Origin of the sequence: Candidatus Clostridium stratigraminis (assembly GCF_045310675.1) — a bacterium.
Lineage (GTDB): Bacteria > Bacillota > Clostridia > Clostridiales > Clostridiaceae > Clostridium_AT > Clostridium_AT stratigraminis.
The window spans coordinates 415354-437242 of sequence record NZ_JBJHZZ010000001.1; the positions used below are offsets into that span (position 1 = coordinate 415354).

The 21889-nt window shown below is 32.1% G+C and carries 18 protein-coding genes, 1 pseudogene and 1 riboswitch; of the genes and pseudogenes, 14 read left to right on the top strand and 5 right to left on the bottom strand.

The window, feature by feature from the left end; all coding sequences use genetic code 11:
- Window positions 1–94 precede the first annotated feature (94 nt).
- The 3 genes and pseudogenes from ACJDUG_RS02060 to ACJDUG_RS02070 all read left to right on the top strand — a co-directional run bounded on the left by ACJDUG_RS02060 (window position 95) and on the right by ACJDUG_RS02070 (window position 3984).
- Window positions 95–595 (top strand): NUDIX hydrolase, encoded by a 501-nt coding sequence (locus ACJDUG_RS02060; RefSeq protein WP_406768212.1) that lies wholly within the window; start codon window positions 95–97, stop codon window positions 593–595.
- 272 nt (window positions 596–867) lie between these two features.
- Window positions 868–2610: a methyl-accepting chemotaxis protein gene (locus tag ACJDUG_RS02065; protein WP_406768213.1), complete on the top strand. Its 1743-nt coding sequence runs from the start codon at window positions 868–870 to the stop codon at window positions 2608–2610.
- Window positions 2611–2757: 147 nt separating this feature from the next.
- Window positions 2758–3984, top strand: a pseudogene (locus ACJDUG_RS02070) (IS256 family transposase).
- Between the two features lie 225 nt (window positions 3985–4209).
- Here ACJDUG_RS02070 and ACJDUG_RS02075 read toward each other — a convergent pair.
- The 3 genes from ACJDUG_RS02075 to ACJDUG_RS02085 form a co-directional block, all read right to left on the bottom strand.
- Entirely contained in the window at window positions 4210–5601 is a 1392-nt protein-coding gene (locus tag ACJDUG_RS02075) for a S1C family serine protease (RefSeq protein WP_406768214.1), read from the bottom strand.
- Window positions 5602–5813: 212 nt separating this feature from the next.
- Window positions 5814–6647 (bottom strand): DegV family protein, encoded by an 834-nt coding sequence (locus ACJDUG_RS02080; protein ID WP_406768215.1) that lies wholly within the window; start codon window positions 6645–6647, stop codon window positions 5814–5816.
- A 165-nt stretch (window positions 6648–6812) separates the two neighbouring features.
- Window positions 6813–7373 carry a hypothetical protein gene (locus tag ACJDUG_RS02085; RefSeq protein ID WP_406768216.1) on the bottom strand — a complete coding sequence of 187 codons (561 nt, stop codon included), beginning with the start codon at window positions 7371–7373 and terminating at the stop codon, window positions 6813–6815.
- 316 nt (window positions 7374–7689) lie between these two features.
- Between ACJDUG_RS02085 and ACJDUG_RS02090 the strand changes: the two genes are divergently transcribed.
- On the top strand, window positions 7690–8109 hold the full coding sequence (locus ACJDUG_RS02090) for a DUF3785 family protein (protein ID WP_406768218.1): 420 nt from the start codon (window positions 7690–7692) through the stop codon (window positions 8107–8109).
- A gap of 243 nt (window positions 8110–8352) precedes the next feature.
- On the opposite strand, the gene ACJDUG_RS02095 is transcribed toward ACJDUG_RS02090, so the two are convergent.
- Window positions 8353–9264: a transposase gene (locus ACJDUG_RS02095; protein WP_406768219.1), complete on the bottom strand. Its 912-nt coding sequence runs from the start codon at window positions 9262–9264 to the stop codon at window positions 8353–8355.
- An 84-nt stretch (window positions 9265–9348) separates the two neighbouring features.
- Entirely contained in the window at window positions 9349–10098 is a 750-nt protein-coding gene (locus tag ACJDUG_RS02100; protein WP_406768220.1) for a DUF438 domain-containing protein, read from the bottom strand.
- A 410-nt stretch (window positions 10099–10508) separates the two neighbouring features.
- Between ACJDUG_RS02100 and ACJDUG_RS02105 the strand changes: the two genes are divergently transcribed.
- The 10 genes from ACJDUG_RS02105 to ACJDUG_RS02150 all read left to right on the top strand — a co-directional run bounded on the left by ACJDUG_RS02105 (window position 10509) and on the right by ACJDUG_RS02150 (window position 21888).
- The gene (locus ACJDUG_RS02105; RefSeq protein WP_406768221.1) at window positions 10509–13196 is read left to right on the top strand and encodes a sigma-54-dependent transcriptional regulator; all 2688 of its coding nucleotides are present in this window, start codon (window positions 10509–10511) and stop codon (window positions 13194–13196) included.
- Between the two features lie 270 nt (window positions 13197–13466).
- On the top strand, window positions 13467–13778 hold the full coding sequence (locus ACJDUG_RS02110) for a PTS sugar transporter subunit IIA (protein ID WP_406768222.1): 312 nt from the start codon (window positions 13467–13469) through the stop codon (window positions 13776–13778).
- A 197-nt stretch (window positions 13779–13975) separates the two neighbouring features.
- Window positions 13976–14281, top strand: a complete 306-nt coding sequence (locus tag ACJDUG_RS02115; RefSeq protein WP_406768224.1) for a PTS sugar transporter subunit IIB — start codon at window positions 13976–13978, stop codon at window positions 14279–14281.
- Between the two features lie 132 nt (window positions 14282–14413).
- Window positions 14414–15706, top strand: coding sequence for a PTS cellobiose transporter subunit IIC (celB, locus tag ACJDUG_RS02120; protein WP_406768225.1), 1293 nt, complete (start codon window positions 14414–14416; stop codon window positions 15704–15706).
- Between the two features lie 373 nt (window positions 15707–16079).
- Window positions 16080–16787, top strand: coding sequence for a purine-nucleoside phosphorylase (deoD, locus tag ACJDUG_RS02125; RefSeq protein WP_406768226.1), 708 nt, complete (start codon window positions 16080–16082; stop codon window positions 16785–16787).
- 393 nt (window positions 16788–17180) lie between these two features.
- Window positions 17181–18170 carry an L-glyceraldehyde 3-phosphate reductase gene (gene mgrA, locus ACJDUG_RS02130; protein WP_406768227.1) on the top strand — a complete coding sequence of 330 codons (990 nt, stop codon included), beginning with the start codon at window positions 17181–17183 and terminating at the stop codon, window positions 18168–18170.
- Between the two features lie 111 nt (window positions 18171–18281).
- Window positions 18282–18451, top strand: a riboswitch (cobalamin riboswitch).
- A 174-nt stretch (window positions 18452–18625) separates the two neighbouring features.
- Window positions 18626–19123: an ECF transporter S component gene (locus ACJDUG_RS02135; RefSeq protein WP_406768228.1), complete on the top strand. Its 498-nt coding sequence runs from the start codon at window positions 18626–18628 to the stop codon at window positions 19121–19123.
- Between the two features lie 12 nt (window positions 19124–19135).
- Window positions 19136–19726, top strand: coding sequence for a bifunctional adenosylcobinamide kinase/adenosylcobinamide-phosphate guanylyltransferase (gene cobU / locus ACJDUG_RS02140; protein ID WP_406768229.1), 591 nt, complete (start codon window positions 19136–19138; stop codon window positions 19724–19726).
- A gap of 138 nt (window positions 19727–19864) precedes the next feature.
- Window positions 19865–20809, top strand: coding sequence for an ABC transporter substrate-binding protein (locus tag ACJDUG_RS02145; protein ID WP_406768230.1), 945 nt, complete (start codon window positions 19865–19867; stop codon window positions 20807–20809).
- Window positions 20810–20835: 26 nt separating this feature from the next.
- Window positions 20836–21888, top strand: coding sequence for a FecCD family ABC transporter permease (locus ACJDUG_RS02150; protein WP_406768231.1), 1053 nt, complete (start codon window positions 20836–20838; stop codon window positions 21886–21888).
- Window position 21889 lies beyond the last annotated feature (1 nt).

Here is a 21889-nt window from a genome sequence, read left to right on the forward strand (position 1 = left end):
TATTTGTTGTATAATGGAGAATATAATATAATTATATGTTATAATATTGCTCAGATAAAAAAATCATATTTCTTGAATAAGAAGGAGAAAACTCATGGAGCATTGGGATCTTTTGGATGGAATGGGTAACAAGTTAAATAAGACAATCATAAGAGGAGAAGAGCTTAAGGAGGGGGAATTCCACTTAGCCGTTCACATATGGATTGTTAACGATAACAAGGAATTCTTAATCCAAAAAAGGGCTGATAATTTAAAACATCTACCAGGTGTATGGGCAGTTACTGGAGGGTCTGTTATAGCTGGAGAAGACAGTTTAACTGCTGCCTTAAGAGAAGTAAAAGAAGAAATAGGTATTAATATTGATTCTGAAAGAATAAAAGTGCTTTTTAGAATGAAGAAAAAAGATCACTTTGCAGACGTCTGGATGATAAATAAAAATGTGGCCTTAAATGAGTTGAAAATTCAAATTGAGGAAGTAAGCTTAGTTAAATGGGTGAGCAAGGAAGAATTATTAGATATGATTAACACAGGTATTTTTCATAATTATGGACAAGATTATTTTGAAGCAATTTTTAGGGAATATAAAGTGCTGTAGGGTTTTAGCTTTGTGCTAAAATACTATAGCGTTTTTTTATAATAAGAAATTGTATTGCAGAAATTTTTAATTTTTATAATAATTAAAAATTTAAATTTAATAATTTGCTTTGTTAACTGATTAAAATAATTGATAAATTTTAAAATATATACAATAACATACAATTTTCATCTTACTTCGACATAAAGTGTGAAGTATAATTTATTTGTTAAAATTAATACAAAATAATAGTTTAAATTACATAAGAGATAATATGTAACTAAGGAGAAAAAATGAATAAAAAAATAGGATTAAAAGAAACAGATGATGTACCTTATTTTAATAAGCTAAAAACAAAGACAACCTTTACCTTTTTATTTATCTCAGTAATAATTATTGCAATGTTATCAACCTCCATTTATTTTGTTTGCAGCAATATTATAACAAAAAATATAGCTCAAAAGGCTGAGAATATTGCCAAAACTGCAGTAAGCTATATTGATATAAAAGAATTTGAACAGCTTAAGACCAAAGAGGATGAGCAAAAGGACTCATATATTAAAATGAGAGAGAGTTTAAGTAATATAAGGAAAATTAGTGGATCAAAGTTTGTGTATACATTAAGAAAAAATAAAGATGGAAAATTCACATATGTTGTTGATGGTTCTGAGGAAAGTAATTTATCTCATATTGGAGATGTTGAAAACTCAAGTTCTATTTATGAAAAGGTGTGGAGTGGTAATCCATACACTGATGCAAAGATACGTCAAGATAAATGGGGAACTCTAATAAGCTCCTATTATCCAATAATGGATAATAATCAAACTATAGGTTTTGTAGGAATTGATTATGATGCTTCAGATATATATGCTGGCCTGAAAAATATTAAGTTATTAAGTTTGATATTTTCAATTGCAGCAAGCTTAATTATTTCCTTTTGTGGATTTTTAATGTCTAGTTATATGGTAAAACCAATATTAAAGATTGCAAAAATATCTGATAAAGTTTCTAAGGGAGACTTACGTAATGCTGAACTGGAATTTAAAAGCCACGATGAATTGGGCTTATTGGCAAAATCATTTAATAAAATGATTTTAAATATGAGGAAAATGGTTACTGAAATTAAGGATACCTCAGAAATGTTATTAAATTCATCTAGTGTTTTAACTACTTCTACATCTGAAATTGGTATCTCTAGTGAAAGTATTAATAAAACAGTTTATGAAATTGCTTCAGGGAGCACAAACCAAGCAGAAGAGTCAAATAAAGGGTTTGAATTAGTAAATAACTTGTCCTTAAAAATTGAGGAAGTATTAAAAATAATAAATTCAACAGTTTTAAATACAAATAATATGAAAAACAAAAATGATATTGGAACAGAATCATTAAAAGAATTAGATAAAGATTTTAATGAATACCAAAAATCAGCATTAAATGTAGTTGAAAAGATTAAATGTTTAGAAGAAGCTTCAAAATCAATTGAGAATATACTACAGTCAATAAGTTCTATTGCAGAACAGACTAACCTTCTAGCTTTAAATGCAGCTATAGAAGCAGCTAGGGCGGGAGAAAATGGGAAAGGTTTTGCAGTTGTTTCTGAAGAAGTGAGAAAGCTAGCAGAACAGGCGTCACATTCTACTGAGGAAATTCAAAAAATAGTTGATAACTTAACTAAGGATATAGGAAACATTAGCCTTGAGACTAGTTCAAGCGTACCATTAATTAATAGGGTGAAATTATCCTTAGATAAATCTCAGGAGGCTTTTTCAGAAATAGGATATACTGTTAATAACACAATTGGAGATATTCGAGCGTTAGATGGATATATAAAAGATGTAGATAATGTAAGAATTAATGTATTAAATGCTGTTGAAAACATTGCATCAGTTGCACAGCAGTCTGCTGCAGCCACACAAGAGATAAGCGCTTCAGTAGAAGAGCAGACCTCATCAATAGAAGAAGTTATTACATCAACTAAAAAATTAGATGAGATTATAGAAAGCTTTGATGTGATAATAAAGGAATATAAAAATTAAATGCAGTAATAAACAAACAAAAACAGCTTGAAAAACTTTGGGAACGTAAATAGATTTGTGTAAAATTCAAATCTATTTACGTTCTTTTTATGTATAGCTGGTATTTGTGGTAATAGTAACCACAAGAAATATTGGGAGGAGAAAAAGATGAAACAATTACGAATACCAGATATAGACCTTAATAATGAGTTAAGCAAATGTAAAAACATGGAGGACTTAGTTGGGAAGGATGGCCTAATGCAACGCCTATTCGGAAACATAATCCAGCAATTCCTTGAAGCCGAAATGGAAGAACATCTCGGTATAGAAAAGTACGAAAGAGATAACAGTGATGATAAAAACTATAGAAATGGTTATAGCACAAAAAATATACTAACCAGCTTTGGAGAAGTAGATGTAGATATACCAAGAGACCGTAAGGCTGAATTTGAGCCCAAAATCGTTAAGAAATATGAAACTGTATGTAATGAGCTAGATAAAAAGGTTATTGGGCTTTATGCAAGGGGTATGTCAGTGGATGATATAACTGCTGAGATTAAGGAGCTATACGGTGTAGATTTATCTCCAGCAATGATTTCTAAAATTACAGACAAAGTTATGGAGACGGCTGTCGCCTGGCAAAATAGGTCGTTAGACCATGTATATCCTATAGTCTACATGGATGCAGTTCACTTTAAAGTTAGAGAAGAACATAGGATTGTGAGCAAAGCCGCATACATATGTATGGCATTAGACATGAAGGGCCATAAAGACATTCTTGGTATATGGGTTGGAGAACAAGAGGGAGCTAAGTTTTGGTTGTCGGTCTGTAACGACCTTAAAAATAGAGGGGTTAAGGATATCATACTTGCTTGTATGGATGGCCTTAAGGGTTTGCCGGAGGCTATAAAAGCCGCTTTTCCTGATGTAAATATATAAAGCTGCATAATCCACCAAATAAGAAACTCCATTAAGTATATAGCATCTAAAGACAGTAAGGCTTTCATGAAGGATATGAAGACTGTATACCAAGCTACAAGTGAGCAAGTTGCAATAGATGCTCTGCAATCTCTAGAAGAGACATGGGGAGCGAAGTACTCTATTGTCATACAGTCCTGGAACAATAATTGGGATAAGTTATCTACTTATTTTGCCTTCCCTCCAGAGATTAGAAGGATAATTTATACTACTAACGCACTGGAGGGCTTTAACAGACAACTAAGGAAGTTCACAAAGATCAGAACAACATTCCCTACTGATGAGTCATTGAGTAAATCTCTGTATCTTGCTACTGAGCAAATAATGAAGAAATGGACCTCGCCGGTCCAGAACTGGTCTTTGATATTAGCGCAACTTAGCATCATGTTTGAAAATAGGCTTGAACAGATCGTCTAAAAAATTTGCTCGATATTTTTTAAAATATACATGAATATTTTTGGAAGTTTTGCAAACTATAATAACTAATATTAGCTATACTAATCCATTATTTAGTCATTACCTAAAATCAAAAAAATACAACAGGGACGAACCCTGTTGTATTTCCAAATAAATTTAATCATGTCTATAATATTTTACACAAAACTATGGACGTTCTCAAATTTTCAAGCTGTTTTTGTTTGTTTATTGATTAGTTAAGGTTAAGGTTAAGGTTTGCTCTTTTCCATCTCTGCTTATGGTAACGGAAACCTTATCTCCTGATTTATGCTTGTTTTTTAATGTATTAACCTGATCAAATGTAGTTACCTTTTGACCATCAAATTTTACTATAACGTCTCCTGTTTTAATACCTGCCTTTTCAGCTGGGCTAAAGGTTGTTACATCTTGGACATAAAGGCCGATAGGTAAATTGTACTGACTTGATATAGCCTTATCTATTTCTTGCCCTTGAATTCCTATCATTAATACAGGCTTTGAAAGATCTGGAATCTTATTCTTTACTGCATTAATTGGGATTGAGAAGCCTAAGCCTTCAACACCACTTTCTTTAATTTTAGCTGTGTTTATACCTATTACTTGGCCTCTTGAATTAATTAGTGGTCCACCACTGTTACCTTCATTTATTGCTGCATCTGTCTGTATATAAGATAAGTTATTTGAATCACTAGTTATTTTTCTATTTAAGGCACTTACTATACCAGAGGTTACTGAACCAAAGAAGTCAGTTCCTAGGGGGTTACCTATTGCTACTACTGATTCTCCAACCTGAAGGTTATCAGAATCTCCAAGTTCAACCACTGCAGGTACTTGAACACTATCAGTTATTTTAACTACAGCCACATCATAGCTTGAATCATAGTTTACAACTTTAGCATTTACCTGCTTCCCGTTGCTTAAACTTACCTTTATTGACTGAGCACCTTCTACTACATGGTAATTTGTAAGAATGTAGCCATCTTGATTTATTATCATTCCAGTTCCGACACCTTGTGTTGGTTGATTAAAGTAGCCGCCTGAACTTTGAAGGGTTGAAGTTATGGCTACTACTGCCGGTCCTACCTTTTTTGCTATTTCAGTAGCACTTAGGGCTGAGCCTGTTGAAGCCAGCTGAGTTGGGTGTCCGTCATAAACTGTATTTGAGGTATTGGTGCTAGTAGCTATTGATTTATACAAGTCACTGTTTTTAAAGAAATTAGTATTAGGCAAGGCATATAGCACTGCGGCACCCGAAGCAGCACCGCCTATTACTGTACAAATTACTCCTACTGCCACATAGGAAAATACCTTTTTAAACTTACCAGGTTTATTTTTGAAATTTTGTTTATTATCGCTGTAATTAAAGACATAATTGTCATTATGTTCAGTCTGGTCATTATTACTTAGATTGTCGCTGCTTATTAATTCCTCGGCCTCAATTTTGTTTTCACTTTCTGAGCTGACATTTTGCTCATCATTATTAAGCATATTTTCAGCGTTTATTTCATTATCATTATTGCCTTCACTTTCTGCACTGATATGCACATCATTATTAAGTATATTTTCAGTGTTTATTTCATTATTATTGTTATATTCCATAAAGTTTTCCTCCTTTATTTAAAATCCTTAATTAATTGATTTCGTTTGTAGCATATATATAAAATAAAATACTTTTGTGGCAATTTCATGACAAGGTTGTTACAAATTTAAAAACTTTATTAATAATAAGATATATTACTACAAATTCTAATATTTATAACACTATTAAAAAAATAAAGCTTGCCTCCATGATTGGAACAAGCTTATGTTGATTAAAAAGCTATTACAATACCACCATTATCAGCATAGGAAGAACTTAGGCCCCTCATCTCCACAATAATAATATCTTTAAAATTATATCTCTTTAAAGCTTCTTCCTTTAGCTGCAAAGCTCTATCAAGACAATTACAATGAGCAATTCCTAATATTTTATCCTCAAGGTTCTTTCCTTCTTCACCTATTGTATCAATAAGCCTTATAAATGCCCTTTTATAGCCTCTGACTTTTTCTACAAGTTTTATATGTCCTTTATCTCCACCCATAATTGCAGTTATGGAAAACATTGAAGCTATTTTGGCAACTATGTGGTTCAATCGGCCTGCCTTAGCAAGGTGATCGAGGCTTTCTAAGAGAAACAAAGTTTTCATATCTTTAATATAACTTGTTACTTTATCAACTATTTCTACATCCCCTAGATTTAATTTTGCAAGCTCATTTATCCTAAGAACTACAAGAGTTTCTCCAACAGATGCGCTTAAGCTATCGAAAACATGTATAAACTTATTTTGAGCTTCTTCTAGAAATAAATTTTTTGCTAAAACTGCGCTGTTATAAGATCCGCTTAATACATTAGAAAGTGTCACTACAAAAGTGCTTTCTGAGCCAGCATATCTTTTCATATAATCATCAGGGGAAGGGCAGGCTGTTTTTGGAGCAGTTTCGCTTTGTGCCATTGCCTTTACGTAAGCTTCTACGTCAAGGGTATCATCATCGACAAATGATTTATCTCCAAGCTGCAGAACTAAAGGGGCTATATCTATATTTAAAGTTCTTTTTAATTCATCATTTAAGTCACAGCTGCTGTCAGCTATAATTTTGATTGACATCGTTTGTATACCTCCAATTAATAATAGATTAATTATATCAAAGATAATTGTAAATTACATCAGTGTGAGCAAAAGAAATAAATTTGATAATATAATAGTAGGGCCCTTTCTAAGAATATTAACAAATCTTAGAAAGGGCCCAGTGCTATATAAATTTAAATTAAATTACTTTGTATAAGCTTTAACTTCAACTTTTCCAGTTATTTTAGTTAAACTATCAGCTTTAAATGCATTCTTTAATTCTTCTGTAGCAAAATAAAGGTTTCCGTTAATTGTTGTATCTTTAGTTTTGAATCCCTTAGCTTGTACATAAATATCGCCTTTAACAATACCATCTTCAAGAAGTGTATTCTCGCTGTTTATTACTAACTTTGGTACAGTAACTGTAAATCTCTTGTCAACTTTTTTGTCTGCTCCAGTTGTAGCAAATGCTAGTGAACGGGAAACAACTTCATTACCGTTAGCATCCTTTTTAGTGAATTTTCCATCAACAGTTAAGTCCTTAGTAAAAGTTAGGTCTTTATTAGTAAGAACTATATAGTTACCGTCTTTACCTATCTTTTGCTCAAAAGATGCTTCATCAGTAGCCATTGAAGCTCCTGTTACTGTATCTGTTTTAGCTGGTGTAGTAGCAGCTGGTGCTGGTGTTGGAGCTGCTTGCTTTGCACATCCAGTAAATACTGTAGATACTACAGCTAAAGATAATACTAATGCTCTGATTTTCATTTTTTGTCCTCCTCGAAATTCCTATTAGCGATAAACATATATTTTTGTTTATTACTAAAATGTTAATATATTTTTAATTCGACTTTATTATACCATCATGACAAAAACATAACAAGGTCAAAATTAATAATTTATTAATTAAATTATAAAAAAATGAAAAAATATTATTTAATTGCTAATAAAATGCAAAATAATTGTAGAATTGCGCGAATATTCAAATTAAACAACAATTCATTCAAAGTGTGATAAAATACTTAGGGACGGTTAATTACTGATTCAATTCTTTGGTTTAAATTTATAATTTATGGAGGAGAATATGGAAAACTTTAAATTCGAATTAAATGATAAAACCTATGAACTTAAAGAGGATAACTTAGAGTACTTTGCCAATGATGAAGAGCAGCCTGTTAAAGGCTTTGATAGAGATTTAATATTTTCACTTTTGAACGAAACTGATGATGTAGTTTTTGACATAGAATACTACGATAACTCATGTGAAAATTGCCATGTTGATAAAAAAGAAAAAGTAAAAGCTTATAGATTTCTTGAATATCACTTTTTCATCTTTACTAAAAAAGGTGAATATATTATTAGCAATATATCAAATGAATTCAAAAATACTTCAGCTACTCAACTATTTAAACTAGGCAAGATAGATAATAGCTTTATTGTAAGTATTGCAGTTTGTGAAGATTGTGGAAATTATTCTATAGAAATTGACCAGTGTGACATTTAGAGACTGTTAAATATTTTCAACTTTTCAAGGTTAAGGGACGATTAATTCTTTATGTTAGTTTCAACTTTAACCTTGATTAGTTAAGAATATTGTTTCTAACTTCAATTAATTTTCATAAAAAGTAGTTAAATTTCACCCGTGAAATTTATAATCTGCAACTATTAAAAGCGTAGTTACACCTTTAAAAGGCTTGTACAACAATAAGCATAAAATAATTCATCTAATAACTATAAATTTCTGTAATTATGAACAATTATCAATAAAGTCATACACTATATTTTTATATTTTTTATCGAAGGTAACTAAATCCTTACCAATAAAGGAAAGCCTAGAAACGCGCGATTGTGTTATATTACCAATAATACCACAAATGTCTTTGCAACTTGAATTACACAAATTTCTTAACATTAGAACTAGTAATGCTCTAGCATTAACTACATTCTTATTATATTTTGCATGAAGGTTGGATTTGCTGATATTCATGTATCGTGCTACAAATTCAATTATATCTTCCACCATGAAATCTCTATTTAGTATTCTACGTTCACTTCTATATTCAGTTGGTTCATTTTCAAATTCTGCTTCTTCTTCAGCTATCAGGTACGTTGATTCCAAAACCAATTTTATATATTTCATCTCGGATTTATTAAAAAATAAACCAAAAAGGTTTTGAATAAATCTATAATCAATAATTTGGAAAACATCATTTCTTAATTTTAAATATACTCCAAGGCTTGAAAAGGAGTAATTTTCAATGCTATTTTCATACCCAGGTAAAGATGAAGGATTATTATGTATATAGGCTGTTAATGTAAACAGATATCTTTCATTAAAGACAATTTTGCTTTTAAATCTATCCTGAAATAGATGTCCATGTCTATTATGTTTTCTATTAAAATAACTTGCATATTTGAAATTTATACTATGCATTATTTTAGATATATCCGCACCATTAGAATCAATTATTATATGTAAATGGTTATCCATAAGACAGTAGGCATACACTTTAAAACTATAAATTTTTTGATAATCCTTAATAATGTATAAATATTTTTTCTTATCTTCATCATCTTTGAAAAGATCAATTTCAGAGATGCTTCGGGCCATAATGTGATATATTGCTGTGTTTGACTTTATCCTTGCTTGTCTTGGCATAAAAAATCACCTCAATTATGGAATAATATATCTTGAATTATATCCAAAATTGAGGTGACATAGACAACTAATAATATTTAGCCATTACTTGCCGGGGGTAAAGCTGCAGTAGCCAATATTATCGCAAGCTTCTTTCATTGTAATCCAAAGGTTTTTATCTGAAAGAGTCTCGATTGAAGTAGGATAAAGAATATGATTTTCCTTATAAATATGATCTCTGAGGTTGAATATTAAATATTTAGCTGCCTCATCCAATTGAGATTTAAACTCCATAAAATTCATTGAACCTACATTCTCAGCTAGGGACTTAATTTCTCTCTTTTTAGCTCTTAACAAGTCATGCTCCATTCTCATTACTCTTGTTGGTCCCGTAACTCCTCTTGATTCTAGTTCAGGGAAAAGCACATCTTCTTCTCTTTTATGATGTGGTTCTGCTCCTAGAATTTCAATGGCTACTTCTAAAAGTTCTTTGAACAATCCAGAATTATTATCAAAAGTCTCCATTTTTTGAATTCTACTATTTATATCTTCAAGTATTGTTAATCGCTTCAATATTTCATCATGTTCTGCAATTAATGTAGTTAATACGTGATCTGGTGTTAAGCTCACCTTTAATTTATTTAATTCATCCTTTAAAACCTCCATGTGAATATCACATAGATGCCTCAAATCTTCAGGTTTAGTTCCATTTTCAATTACTTTTTGTTCTGCTAATGATAATTCTAAAGGATCAACAGTTTTAACCATTTCTAAAGCGTTCTGTCTTAGTTCTGGTGTTATATCGCCTGAGTTTAATTTTTGTAATAATTCTACTAAATTATCTATTTTATTCATTCCACAATCTCCTCCAATTCATTTATTAATTAAATTATAGTTTTTTTAATCAATAATATCTGTGACTGTAGTCAATATAAAATGTGATTTCAATCAAATTTAACTAAAATTCTAGTTCCCATAACAAATGAGAACTTTACTCAAGTGAAAGAAGAGAAAATTATTAGCAATACCTAAAGAAATGAAAAACTACTTAACCGTCCCTAATCACCTAATCAAAAGTAAACAGGAAGAAGATGTTAACCGTCCCCAGGACCCAAGGCAAAATGAAAAAAGATGTTAATCTTGCCAAAAGCCAAAAATAAAAACAGGAAGAAGATGTTAACCGTCCCCAAGAACCCAAGACCCGAGAAAAAAGTAATGCAAAAGTTTTGAGGATTAGGTAGAATAAGGATAAAGGGGGAAGGGGAATGAAGAGAATTGAGGTTATTTATGAAAAGCTTAAGGAGCTTATGGCAAATACAAGTTACGATGGGATAAGTGCACTTGAAATTGCTGAAGAATTAAACTTAAGCAGAGCCAACGTTAGCAATGATTTAAATAGATTATGTGAAGAAGGAAAAGTGTCTAAAAGCAGCGGAAGACCAGTGCTTTTTAAAATATTAGAGAGAGCTGAAAGAGAGCTTGAAGTTACTCAAATTGACAAGTTTGCTATGCAAAATCAAAGTTTATTTTCCTCTGTAGAACAAGCCAAGGCAGCAATACTTTATCCTCCAAAGGGGATGCACATCCTCATTCTTGGAGATACCGGCGTTGGGAAATCAATGTTTGCTGGATTAATACATAAATATGCTATCGAGATGAAAAAGATGGAATTAGATTCTCCATTTGTAACCTTTAATTGTGCTGATTATGCAAATACCCCACAGCTTCTAATAAGCCAGATTTTTGGAACAAAAAAGGGTGCATATACTGGTGCAGATTCTGATAAAATGGGGCTGATTGAAAAGGCTAATGGAGGAATGCTATTTTTAGATGAGGTTCACAGACTGCCTCCCGAAGGACAGGAAATGTTTTTTACCTTTATGGACAAGGGTAGCTTTAGGAGATTAGGAGAAACAGAACAGGATAGGAAAGCAAATGTACTTATAGTTTCAGCAACAACCGAAAATCCAGATTCAGTCCTCCTACGAACCTTTACTAGAAGAATTCCAATGATAATACGTATTCCTGGGCTCCAAGAAAGAAGTTTGGAAGAGAGATTCTACTTAATAAGCCGTTTCTTTAGAGAGGAATCCTCAAGATTAGATAGAGAAATAATGGTTTCAGTTAATTCTATGAGAGCTTTTCTAAGCTATAATTGTACCAATAATGTAGGACAGCTTAAAACTGATATTCAACTTGCCTGTGCAAAAGCTTATGCTGATTATGTTTCCAGGAAAAAAGGAAGCATAATGATAAATAGCAGAGAACTTCCTAGCTATATAAAAGACGGACTCTATAAAGAGACTGAACATAGACAGATATGGAATAAGCTAATTGGAATAAATAAAAGATACTGTATTTTTGACAATAGCGAAGATAATAGCCTCTTTGAAGAAGACAAGGAAGAAAACATTTATGAAATGATTGATTATAGAGTACATCAGCTAAGAGGCAGGGGTTTAAGCGGAGATGAACTTGAAAAGGAAATGGAAAAAAATATTGAAGATTACTTTGCCAAATATTTGTTTAATGTAAATAGAAAAAAAGATATTTCTTCTCTTGAAAATGTAATTAGTGAAGAAGTTATAGACGCAGCTGTTCAAATCGTAAGTTATAGTGAAGATAGGCTAAAAAGAATTCTAAGTCAAAAGGTATACTATGGTATTGCTGTACATATTTCAAACTCAATTGAAAGAATAAAGAGGAATAGAAAAATAATAAATCCGCAGCTTAATAGGATTAGGACGGAGCATAGTGAGGAATTTGCAGCAGCATTAGAATGCTTGAAAATTATCGAAAGAAACCTAGGAGTTACTATGCCAATAGATGAGGCAGGATTCTTAACCATGTTTCTTGCTTATGATGAAAAGGAAAACATAAAGCTGCAGGAAGAAGTAAGCGTAATAGTAGTAGCTCACGGTAATTCAACAGCAACCTCCATTGCAGAGGTAGCAAATAAATTATTGGATATTAAGCAGGTAATTGGCATAAACGCACCTTTGGAGGAAAAACCTCAGCAGGTACTTCATAGGCTAAAAAATCACATAAAAGCTGAGAACATAACTTCAGATATACTTCTTTTAGTTGACATGGGTTCCCTTACAACCTTTGGTGAGGAACTGCAAAAGGAATTTGGAATTAATACTAAAACAATTCCCTTAGTCAGCACCCTTCATGTTATTGAGGCCGCAAGAAAGTCTATGCTTGGGTATTCCTTAGAGGAAGTGTTTAAAGATACCTTAAATGTCAATAGCCTTATAGAAAATGATTCTATAAGAAATCAGTTTGAAGTGGAATCAGCACCAAAGCTTGCAATATTAACCATATGTACTACTGGAGAAGGAAGTGCGCTAACAATAAAGAGCTTTCTAGAGGAGCAGCTTGAGTTTGATAGAGGGCTTTTAGAAATAATACCTGTAAACTTAATTGATAAAGAAAATATAAATACAAGGATTAATAAGCTTTTAAAAGACAAGAATTTGATCTCAATAGTTAGTACCTTTAGTGTAAATTTTAATGTTCCTCAATTTGGATTATATGATGTGTTAAACAAATCTGCACTTAGTTCTTTGCAGGAGCTTATCGATATGGAAACTACCTATATGAAGATGGGAGATACTTTAAAGCATCAGCTTAGGAATGTAGATGGTAGTGAAGTTTTTAAGGATATAAGGAGAATAATCTTAAAAGTAGAAGAAGAGCTTAATATGAAAATAGATACTGATATTTTAATAGGAATTACACTTCATATGGGCTGCATGATTGATAGACTTAAGATTGGCGGAGCAATTATAGAATTTGAAGAAAGTGAGGAATATATAAAGGACAATCCAGAGCTATATAGTATTGTTAGTAGAGTATGTGATTACTTAAATAAAAAATATAATATAAAGATAGTAGAAGATGAAATTTGCTATATTATGAGCTATTTAAATACAAAAAGTTATACATAGAAAAGTGCGGATATTTCCGCATTATTTTTTTCACCATTCATTTTTTATATATAACCAATTAATAGTGTTTTGGCATACTAATTGCTTATGTATTAATAAAGATAAAAGTTAATATTGAAGGTAAATACCGGATATTAGAAAATTAGCAGCCTATTAATATAATAAAAAGCCAAGTTAAATTTAATTCAAAAGAATTTTTTAAAGCTATCAAGAAAGGAATATTAAAACTAAATATTAATAAATCATAGGGAATTTGAAAGGATGGTAGACATGGATTATCAAGAAATAATATTTAAAATTATAGTAAATGGAGGAGATGCCAGAAGTCACTCCATGGAGGCAATACAATTTGCAAAACAAGGGAAAATAGCTGAGGCAAGAGAAGCCCTTTCAAAAGCATACGACAATTTAGGAGAGGCTCATATGGTTCAAACTGGACTTATTCAAAATGAGGCAGCAGGTAAATCAATGGAGGTAAGTTTACTTATGGTTCATGCCCAGGATCATTTAATGAATGCTATTACAATAAAGGATATAGCTCAGGAATTTGTAGATATGTATGAAAGATTTTTAAAACAGTAAACAGCTTTGCAAAACACTAATCTAAAGTAGCTAAACACTAATCAATAAATAAAACACTAGCTTTAAAACAAAAAACTATGGGTATCAATTAATGTCTAAAGCTACAAAATAAAAAAATTTTTAAAAAACAGTGTTTTGGCACAATAATTGCTAATATTATTGTAAAGTAATATATTACAAAAAAGGGGGATAATGTAATGAAAAGAATTACTCTTGTATGTGGTGCTGGAATGTCTACCAGTTTATTGGTGGTAAAGATGGAACAAGCTGCTGCAAAGCTTGGAGTAGAAGCCAAGATAATAGCAGTGGCAGAAGCAGAACTAAAACATCACATAGATGATACCGATGTTTTACTTCTTGGTCCTCAGGTAAGGTTTTTACTAAACAAATATAAAACTGCTTACGAGCCAAAGGGAATAGTAGTTGATGTAATAAATAGTATAGATTATGGAATGATGAATGGAGAAAAGGTTTTGAATTATGCACTAAGCCTTTTTAAATAGTTAAAAATAGTTATCTAAACAATGGTAAAATTATCAAACTATACTAGAGTTCAAGGACCCAAAAATCCAATAGTTATCATTAAGCCAAGTGCTTATGAAATTATATTAATTAATAAAACAGGGGGAATTAGAATGAAAAAGATTATGGAATTCCTGGAAAAGTACTTTGTGCCTTTTGCAGGTAAAGTAGGCTCTCAAAGACATCTTGTGGCTATTCGTGATGGTTTTGTTGCTATTATGCCTTTGATTATAGTTGGTTCTCTGGCAGTCCTGTTCAATAACTTGCCTATACCAGGCTGGGCTGACTTCATGAAGAGCATTTTTGGGGATCAATGGAATAGCTTTGGCGGCAACTTATGGAATGGTACATTTGCGGTAATGTCACTCTTAGTTGTATTTACTGTAAGTTATAACCTAGCTAAATCCTATGAAAAAGACGGACTCTCAGCTGGAGTTGTTTCCTTTGCCTCCTTATTAATGCTTTATGCTGGATCAGCAAAGGACTGGGCAATACCATTTGCTTTCTTAGGGGCACAAGGACTGTTTGTTGCTTTATTTGTGGCCTTAGTTGCTACTGAAATTTTTGTAAAACTTATGGGTAACAAAAAACTCGTTATTAAAATGCCTGATGGGGTTCCGCCTGCAGTTTCAAGGTCCTTTGCTGCATTACTTCCTTCTATGATTACTCTAGTTGTTTTCTGTGTTTTAAGAATTGTTCTTACAGATATAGGTGTTCCGGATATTCATAATTATATCTTTACTCTTATTCAAAAGCCATTATTAGGACTTGCAAGCAGTTTAGGAGCAGCTTTACTAGTTGTTTTCTTACTTCATCTATTATGGTTCTTTGGCTTACATGGAGCAAATATTTTACTTCCAATTACAACTGCAATATTCTTGCCTTTAATGAGTGCAAATGTTGACGCCTTCGCAGCTGGTAAGCCAGCACCTAATATAATAACATCTTCCTTCTTTGATACCTTTGTTTATATGGGAGGTGCAGGAACTGCAATTTGTTTACTTGTTGCAATTTTTATAGTAGGCAAGAGAGAAGAAAACAAAGCAAAAGCAAAATTAGGCTTGGCTCCTTCAATATTTAATATTAATGAACCTGTACTTTTTGGTATGCCGCTTGTATTAAATCCAATTTACGTTATCCCATTTATACTCACACCTTTAGTGCTAACTATTGTAAGTTATGCAGCAATGGCAGCTCACATAGTTCCAAAGACAATTGCATTGGTAGTTTGGACAATGCCGCCTCTACTTAGTGGATTCTTAGCAACTGGCTCAGTAATGGGAATAATCCTGCAGTTAGTAAATTTAGCAATAGGTATTTTAATCTATATTCCATTTGTAGCATTATCAGAAAAACAAGCAAGGGAGACAGAAGCTAATAAAGCTTCAAACTCATTAAATATATAAATTAAATAACTGTTAGAATAATAACTCATAAGAAATATAGACTTAAACTGAAATAAAGAATTATTAATCTATATAATGAAAAAAGCAGTACGACCTAATTTAAAATATAAAACAATAATGCACAAAAAGTTTTAATTTACTTCTTGCGTATTATTGTTTTTATATATTTTTAACACAAATAATATAAATTTTATACAAAATCCTTGCAATGTTATATAATAATTTGTAATTTTTAAGAAATAATTGTAGTATGCCTATGGTTATTTGTTGCAATATAACTTATAATTATAATACGATTTGGGTATTCATACATTATTAAGCAATTGTTATAATGAATTTGGGTACTATTATTTAATATTGGAGAGTGATATTTATGATACCAACACCTCATATTGGTGTAAGTGAACAAGGAATTATTGCTGAAACAGTGCTGCTACCAGGAGATCCTTTAAGAGCAAAATTTATAGCTGAAACCTATCTGGAAAATCCTGTTCAGTTTAATACAGTACGAAATATGTTCGGATACACCGGTACATATAAAGGTAAAAAAATATCTGTTATGGGAACTGGAATGGGTATCCCATCAATTGGAATTTACTCCTACGAACTAATTAATTTTTATGGAGTTAAAAATGTAATTAGAATAGGTTCCTGTGGATCTATGCAAGAAGATGTAAAGGTTCGTGACATAGTTATAGGAATGTCAGCTTCTACAAATTCAAATTATGCTAGTCAATATAATTTACCTGGTACATATGCGCCAACTGCTTCTTGGGATTTGTTAAAAAAGGCAGTTAAAATAGCTGAAGAAAAGGGTATTGATCCAAAGGTTGGAAATGTATATTCTTCCGATACATTTTATGATGATGATGTAGATTCATGGAAGAAGTGGGCAAAGATGGGCGTTATGGCAGTAGAAATGGAAGCTGCAGCCTTATATATGAATGCAGCTCGTGCAGGTGCTAATGCACTTTGCATATTAACTGTATCAGATTCTTTAGTCACTCACGAGGCCACTACAGCTGAGGAAAGACAAACATCTTTCACTCAAATGATGGAAATTGCATTAGAATTAGCATAAGAAAAAATGGGGCTATTGAAAAATAGCCCCATTTCTATGTTCAAAATTCAATAACACTGTGATTTTTCCAATTGCCACTTTTAAGTCTAATGTAGTATCGTACTAGAGAGTCTTTGTCATACCATAGTAACTCCTCTATACCCACCTTATATGGAACGAATATTTTTATAGTATTGAAAGAGTTTAAAAAAAAGCATAATAATTTGAATTACAAACTTGAAATGATATAATTAAAATAATTATTAATTGCAGTAAAAAGTATAACGCTGCAGATTTAAACAATAGTTATGGTTACGAAAGGGATATAGACACAAATAAATTATAATTACTTTATAATATTCAAGCATGTAAGGCTTAATAATAATTTAGTAAAGAATAGAAGGAGGCTTTTAAATGTCATACATAGCAAGTGAAAATAGGTATGAAAATATGAGGTATAATCGCTGCGGAAACAGCGGCTTGAAATTACCTGCCATATCTCTTGGCTTTTGGCATAATTTCGGGGGAATTGATATATTTGAAAATGGAAGAGAAATAGTTAGGAAGTCCTTTGACTTAGGTATAACTCATTTTGATTTAGCAAATAATTATGGACCTCCAGCAGGCGCTGCTGAAGAGAACTTTGGTAAAATATTAAAACTTGATTTTATGGCTTATAGAGACGAAATGATAATTTCCAGTAAAGCCGGTTATTATATGTGGCCGGGACCTTATGGTGAATGGGGTTCTAAGAAATATCTTGTAGCAAGCTTAGATCAAAGCTTAAAGCGTATGGGCCTTGATTATGTGGATATCTTTTATCATCACAGGCCAGATCCAAATACGCCTCTAGAGGAGACCATGGGAGCTCTAGATCTAATAGTAAGACAGGGAAAAGCACTTTATGTTGGAGTATCAAACTATAATGCTGAGCAGACCAAGAAAGCTGCAGAAATATTAAAAAGACTAGGCACGCCTTTTGTAATTAATCAACCTAGGTATAATATGTTAGATAGATGGATTGAAAATGGGCTTCAAACTGTTCTTAAGGAAGAAGGGATAGGGTCAATTGCCTTCGTGCCTCTTGCACAAGGACTCCTTACAAGTAAATACTTAAATGGAATTCCAAAGGATTCAAGAGCTGCTGGGCCATCACAGTTTTTAAACAATAAGGAAATTACTGAGGAAAAGTTAATAAAGGTAAGTAAGCTTAATGAACTTGCTACGACCAGGGGTCAAAGCTTAGCTCAGATGGCAATTGCTTGGGTACTTCGTGAAGGTCGTATAACTTCTGCACTTATTGGTGCAAGTAAGGTAAGTCAAATTGAAGATAATGTGGCAGCCTTAAATAACTTAGAATTTTCAAGTGAAGAACTTAGTATAATTGATGAAATACTTAAATAAGAAATAATATCATAAGATCATATATTATTAAGTGAGCTTTTAACTATGATTTAAAATAAGTAAATTTTATTGACACTATTTAGAGGTAATGCTATTATTAACTTGTAAACAATTAAATACGATGCCCTAGGTACACTTAGTTTAAAAGGGAAAGTGGTGAAAATCCACTACAGCCCCCGCTACTGTATACGGATACGAATCCTAACCACTGGTTAACAGCCGGGAAGGTGGGAAGAGATTGACCCGTGAGCCAGGAGACCTGCCTTGGACAATACTAATCCTTCGGAGGGAAGGGAAGTGGTTTGAGAAATCTCATTAAGGTTTATTATGCCCACTTTTATGTGGGCTTTTTATTTTAATTAGATTACTCTAGAGTCTTAAGCCATTAAACTTCCTCTACAGGTTTGTAGAGGTTTTTTTATTTAATTGTATTTTAGTATTGGAGGGTCATTTTTATGAAAATAAGGAAGCTTGTTACTTGTGCAATGCTAATTGCACTATGCTTTGTTGGAAGCAATATAAAGATTTTTGGAAGCATAGCCTTTGATTCCATGGCAGCATTTTTAGGAGCACTACTACTTGGACCATGGTATGGAGCGGTTCTTGGAGCTGGTGGACATTTTTTAACCGCGCTTACCTCGGGTTTCCCTCTTACAGTACCGGTTCATATAATTACAATGTTTTCAATGGCTCTTACAATGTTTTTCTTTAATATAGTACAAATAAATTTAGAGAAGAAAATTAACATTTGGGCAGCAAGGGCAGGTGGAATAATAACTGCACTTATTTTTAATGTTGGCATTGGATTATTATTGACAACTCCATTACTAGGCTTTGGCGCATTTGCTTATGCACCACCATTACTTGCAGGAACCCTTGCAAATGTAGTAATAGCAGAAGCAGTATATGTATTTTTGCCAAAACAAATTAAAGAAAGATTCTTATTAAAGTAGGAGGAAAAGGGAATGGGTAAACTTTGTCTAGTAACTGGAGGAGCAAGAAGCGGAAAAAGCAGCTTTGCAGAAAAAATGGCTAGAGATATAAATGAATCTGTGCTTTATATTGCAACTTCAATAGTTTTCGATGAGGAAATGAAGGACAGAGTTAAGAAACATAGAGCCCAGAGACCAAGAAATTGGGACACCTTTGAAGGCTATAAGAATTTAGCACCAGAAGTATTTAAGGCAAGTAAAAAACATAAGGGCATTTTACTGGATTGTGCTACTATAATGATGACTAATCTGCTGTTTGATATAGTTGGAACGACCTTTGATGATGCCGCAGATGCTGCTAACATTACAGAAATTATTACTAATGAAAGATTAGCTGAAATAGAAACAAGAATTATTAAGGAATTTGAGACTTTTATAGATGCAGTTAAAGAAACTAGCCTAACTGTAATAGTTGTTACAAATGAAATAGGCTTTGGTGTTGTACCTGAAACAGTACTTGGAAGAGTTTTCAGAGACATCGCAGGTAGAGTAAATCAATATATTGCAAGTAGAGCAGAGGAAGTTTATTTAGTTGTTTGTGGTATTGAAATGAAAATTAAATAAGTACATTATTTTACAATAATGTATACTGCATGCTGCTAGAAAAATTAAAAATAAATATTTCTGATAATATTAATTTTTACTAAAAAAATTTATCATAAGAATAAATTAATAATATATTTTGGAGGAATAAAAGTAGATATGAAAAAGTTAATCAGTTTAATAATGTCATTAATATTAGTTTTTGCAGTTACACTTACAGGCTGCAGCACTAAAAATACAGCTAATACAGCGGCTGATCAGACTAATAAAGAAGTAAGTAATACAAAGTATCCTTTAAAGATTACAGATGCATTTAAGAGAGAGGTTTCTTTAGATAAGGAACCAGAGAGGATAGTATCTGTTTCACCAAGTATTACTGAGATAATATATTCTCTTGGAAAAGGAAGTAAATTAGTTGGTAGAACAGATTATGACGATTATCCATCCGAAGTAACTAAGGTTAATTCAATTGGAAACTTAACAAATCCTAGTGAAGAAAAGATTATAGACTTAAAACCAGATGTTGTATTTGTATCTGATATAACTTCAAAGGACACTGTAAAAAAACTTGAGGATTTAAACATAAAGGTTATAGTTTATTCTGGAGAACAAAGCTTTGACGCAACTTATAAGAACATTGACAGCATAGCTGAGGTATTAAATGCAAAAGATAAAGCTAATACAATTATTGATGGTATGAAGGCAAAGGTTAAAGAAGTTGAAGATAAGGTTAAAGATGCCAAAAAACCATCTGTATATTATGTAGTAGGTTATGGCCAAAGCGGTGATTTTACTTCTGGGAAAGGTACATTTATTGGTCAAATGATTGAACTTGCAGGCGGAACAAATGCTGCGAATGACGTTGAAGGCTGGAATTACAGCGTAGAAAAGCTTGTTAGTAAGAATCCTGATATAATGATTTGCTCTAAGTTTTTTGATACTAAAAAGGGCATAGAAGCCACTGCAGGATACAAAGATTTAAAGGCTGTTAAGGAAAATAAATTACTTGAAATAGATGATAACTTAATAAATCGTCAAGGACCTAGACTAGCAGATGGTTTAGAAGCAATGGCAAAATTAATTCATCCAGAACTTTTTAAATAAAACAAATAGAAATAGAGGAATCGTAAATGTCTTATGTATACAAAAGGAAATCTTATGTAAATATATTTATTTTATCAATAATAGTGCTAATTGCATTGGCAGTTGGAGCAGTTAATTTTGGGGCTGTAGACATTTCTTTTAAGGATACAGCGAGGATTATTTTTAATAAAATTCCCTTTTTAAATTCCCTTATTTCTACATACGGCATTAAAGAAAGTTCAAAGATAATAGTTTTAAATTTAAGACTTCCAAGAATTATCCTGGCAGCCTTAGTAGGTATGGGCTTATCTGTAGTAGGAGCTGCATATCAGAGTATATTTAAAAATGCTATGGCTGATTCCTATGTGCTTGGAGTTTCCTCTGGGGCAGCTTTAGGAGCTGCTCTTTCCATTGCCTTTGGAGCAGCAGCAAACACCTTAGGCATGGGACTTACAACTGTAAGTGCATTTTTGGGAGCAATACTCACAGCTTTCTTTGTATTAAACATAGCAAGGCTAGGAAACAAGCTATCAGATGTAACACTTATGCTGGCTGGAGTGTCTATGAATTTCTTACTTTCTTCCATAATATCCTTAATTATGATATTTAAGAGAAATGAAATAGAAAAAATTGTAATGTGGACAATGGGAAGTGTTTCTGCAGGAAATTGGAAAAGTATTTATGTACTCGCTCCCATTGTATTTTTAGGTACAGTAATTATTTGCTTTTTTTTAAAAGATTTAAATATGATGATGTTGGGTGAGGAAAGCGCTCAAAATCTTGGGGTAGAAGTTTATAAGGTAAAAGTTATTTTAATAGCTGTTAGTACTATTATAGTAGGTGCTGTTGTATCCTTCAGCGGCATAATTGGTTTTGTAGGACTTATAATACCACATGTAGTAAGATTAGCATTAGGTTCAGATAATAGAATAGTTGTACCTTTTTCAGCATCTATGGGTGCAATATTTTTAATCTTATGTGATACCTTAGCCCGGTCAATTGTTCCTCCTGCTGAAATACCTGTAGGAATAGTAACATCAATATTCGGTGTTCCCTTTTTCCTTTATTTATTAATGAAAAACAAAAAGAAGGTGCTTTAGT

Excerpts from the sequence above, each read along its gene's own strand:
- ACJDUG_RS02060 (WP_406768212.1), top strand. The coding sequence starts at position 95 with ATGGAGCATTGGGATCTTTTGGATGGAATGGGTAACAAGTTAAATAAG.
- ACJDUG_RS02065 (WP_406768213.1), top strand. The coding sequence starts at position 868 with ATGAATAAAAAAATAGGATTAAAAGAAACAGATGATGTACCTTATTTT.
- ACJDUG_RS02075 (WP_406768214.1), bottom strand. The coding sequence starts at position 5,601 with ATGGAATATAACAATAATAATGAAATAAACACTGAAAATATACTTAAT.
- ACJDUG_RS02080 (WP_406768215.1), bottom strand. The coding sequence starts at position 6,647 with ATGTCAATCAAAATTATAGCTGACAGCAGCTGTGACTTAAATGATGAA.
- ACJDUG_RS02085 (WP_406768216.1), bottom strand. The coding sequence starts at position 7,373 with ATGAAAATCAGAGCATTAGTATTATCTTTAGCTGTAGTATCTACAGTA.
- ACJDUG_RS02090 (WP_406768218.1), top strand. The coding sequence starts at position 7,690 with ATGGAAAACTTTAAATTCGAATTAAATGATAAAACCTATGAACTTAAA.
- ACJDUG_RS02095 (WP_406768219.1), bottom strand. The coding sequence starts at position 9,264 with ATGCCAAGACAAGCAAGGATAAAGTCAAACACAGCAATATATCACATT.
- ACJDUG_RS02100 (WP_406768220.1), bottom strand. The coding sequence starts at position 10,098 with ATGAATAAAATAGATAATTTAGTAGAATTATTACAAAAATTAAACTCA.
- ACJDUG_RS02105 (WP_406768221.1), top strand. The coding sequence starts at position 10,509 with ATGAAGAGAATTGAGGTTATTTATGAAAAGCTTAAGGAGCTTATGGCA.
- ACJDUG_RS02110 (WP_406768222.1), top strand. The coding sequence starts at position 13,467 with ATGGATTATCAAGAAATAATATTTAAAATTATAGTAAATGGAGGAGAT.
- ACJDUG_RS02115 (WP_406768224.1), top strand. The coding sequence starts at position 13,976 with ATGAAAAGAATTACTCTTGTATGTGGTGCTGGAATGTCTACCAGTTTA.
- celB (WP_406768225.1), top strand. The coding sequence starts at position 14,414 with ATGAAAAAGATTATGGAATTCCTGGAAAAGTACTTTGTGCCTTTTGCA.
- deoD (WP_406768226.1), top strand. The coding sequence starts at position 16,080 with ATGATACCAACACCTCATATTGGTGTAAGTGAACAAGGAATTATTGCT.
- mgrA (WP_406768227.1), top strand. The coding sequence starts at position 17,181 with ATGTCATACATAGCAAGTGAAAATAGGTATGAAAATATGAGGTATAAT.
- ACJDUG_RS02135 (WP_406768228.1), top strand. The coding sequence starts at position 18,626 with ATGAAAATAAGGAAGCTTGTTACTTGTGCAATGCTAATTGCACTATGC.
- cobU (WP_406768229.1), top strand. The coding sequence starts at position 19,136 with ATGGGTAAACTTTGTCTAGTAACTGGAGGAGCAAGAAGCGGAAAAAGC.
- ACJDUG_RS02145 (WP_406768230.1), top strand. The coding sequence starts at position 19,865 with ATGAAAAAGTTAATCAGTTTAATAATGTCATTAATATTAGTTTTTGCA.
- ACJDUG_RS02150 (WP_406768231.1), top strand. The coding sequence starts at position 20,836 with ATGTCTTATGTATACAAAAGGAAATCTTATGTAAATATATTTATTTTA.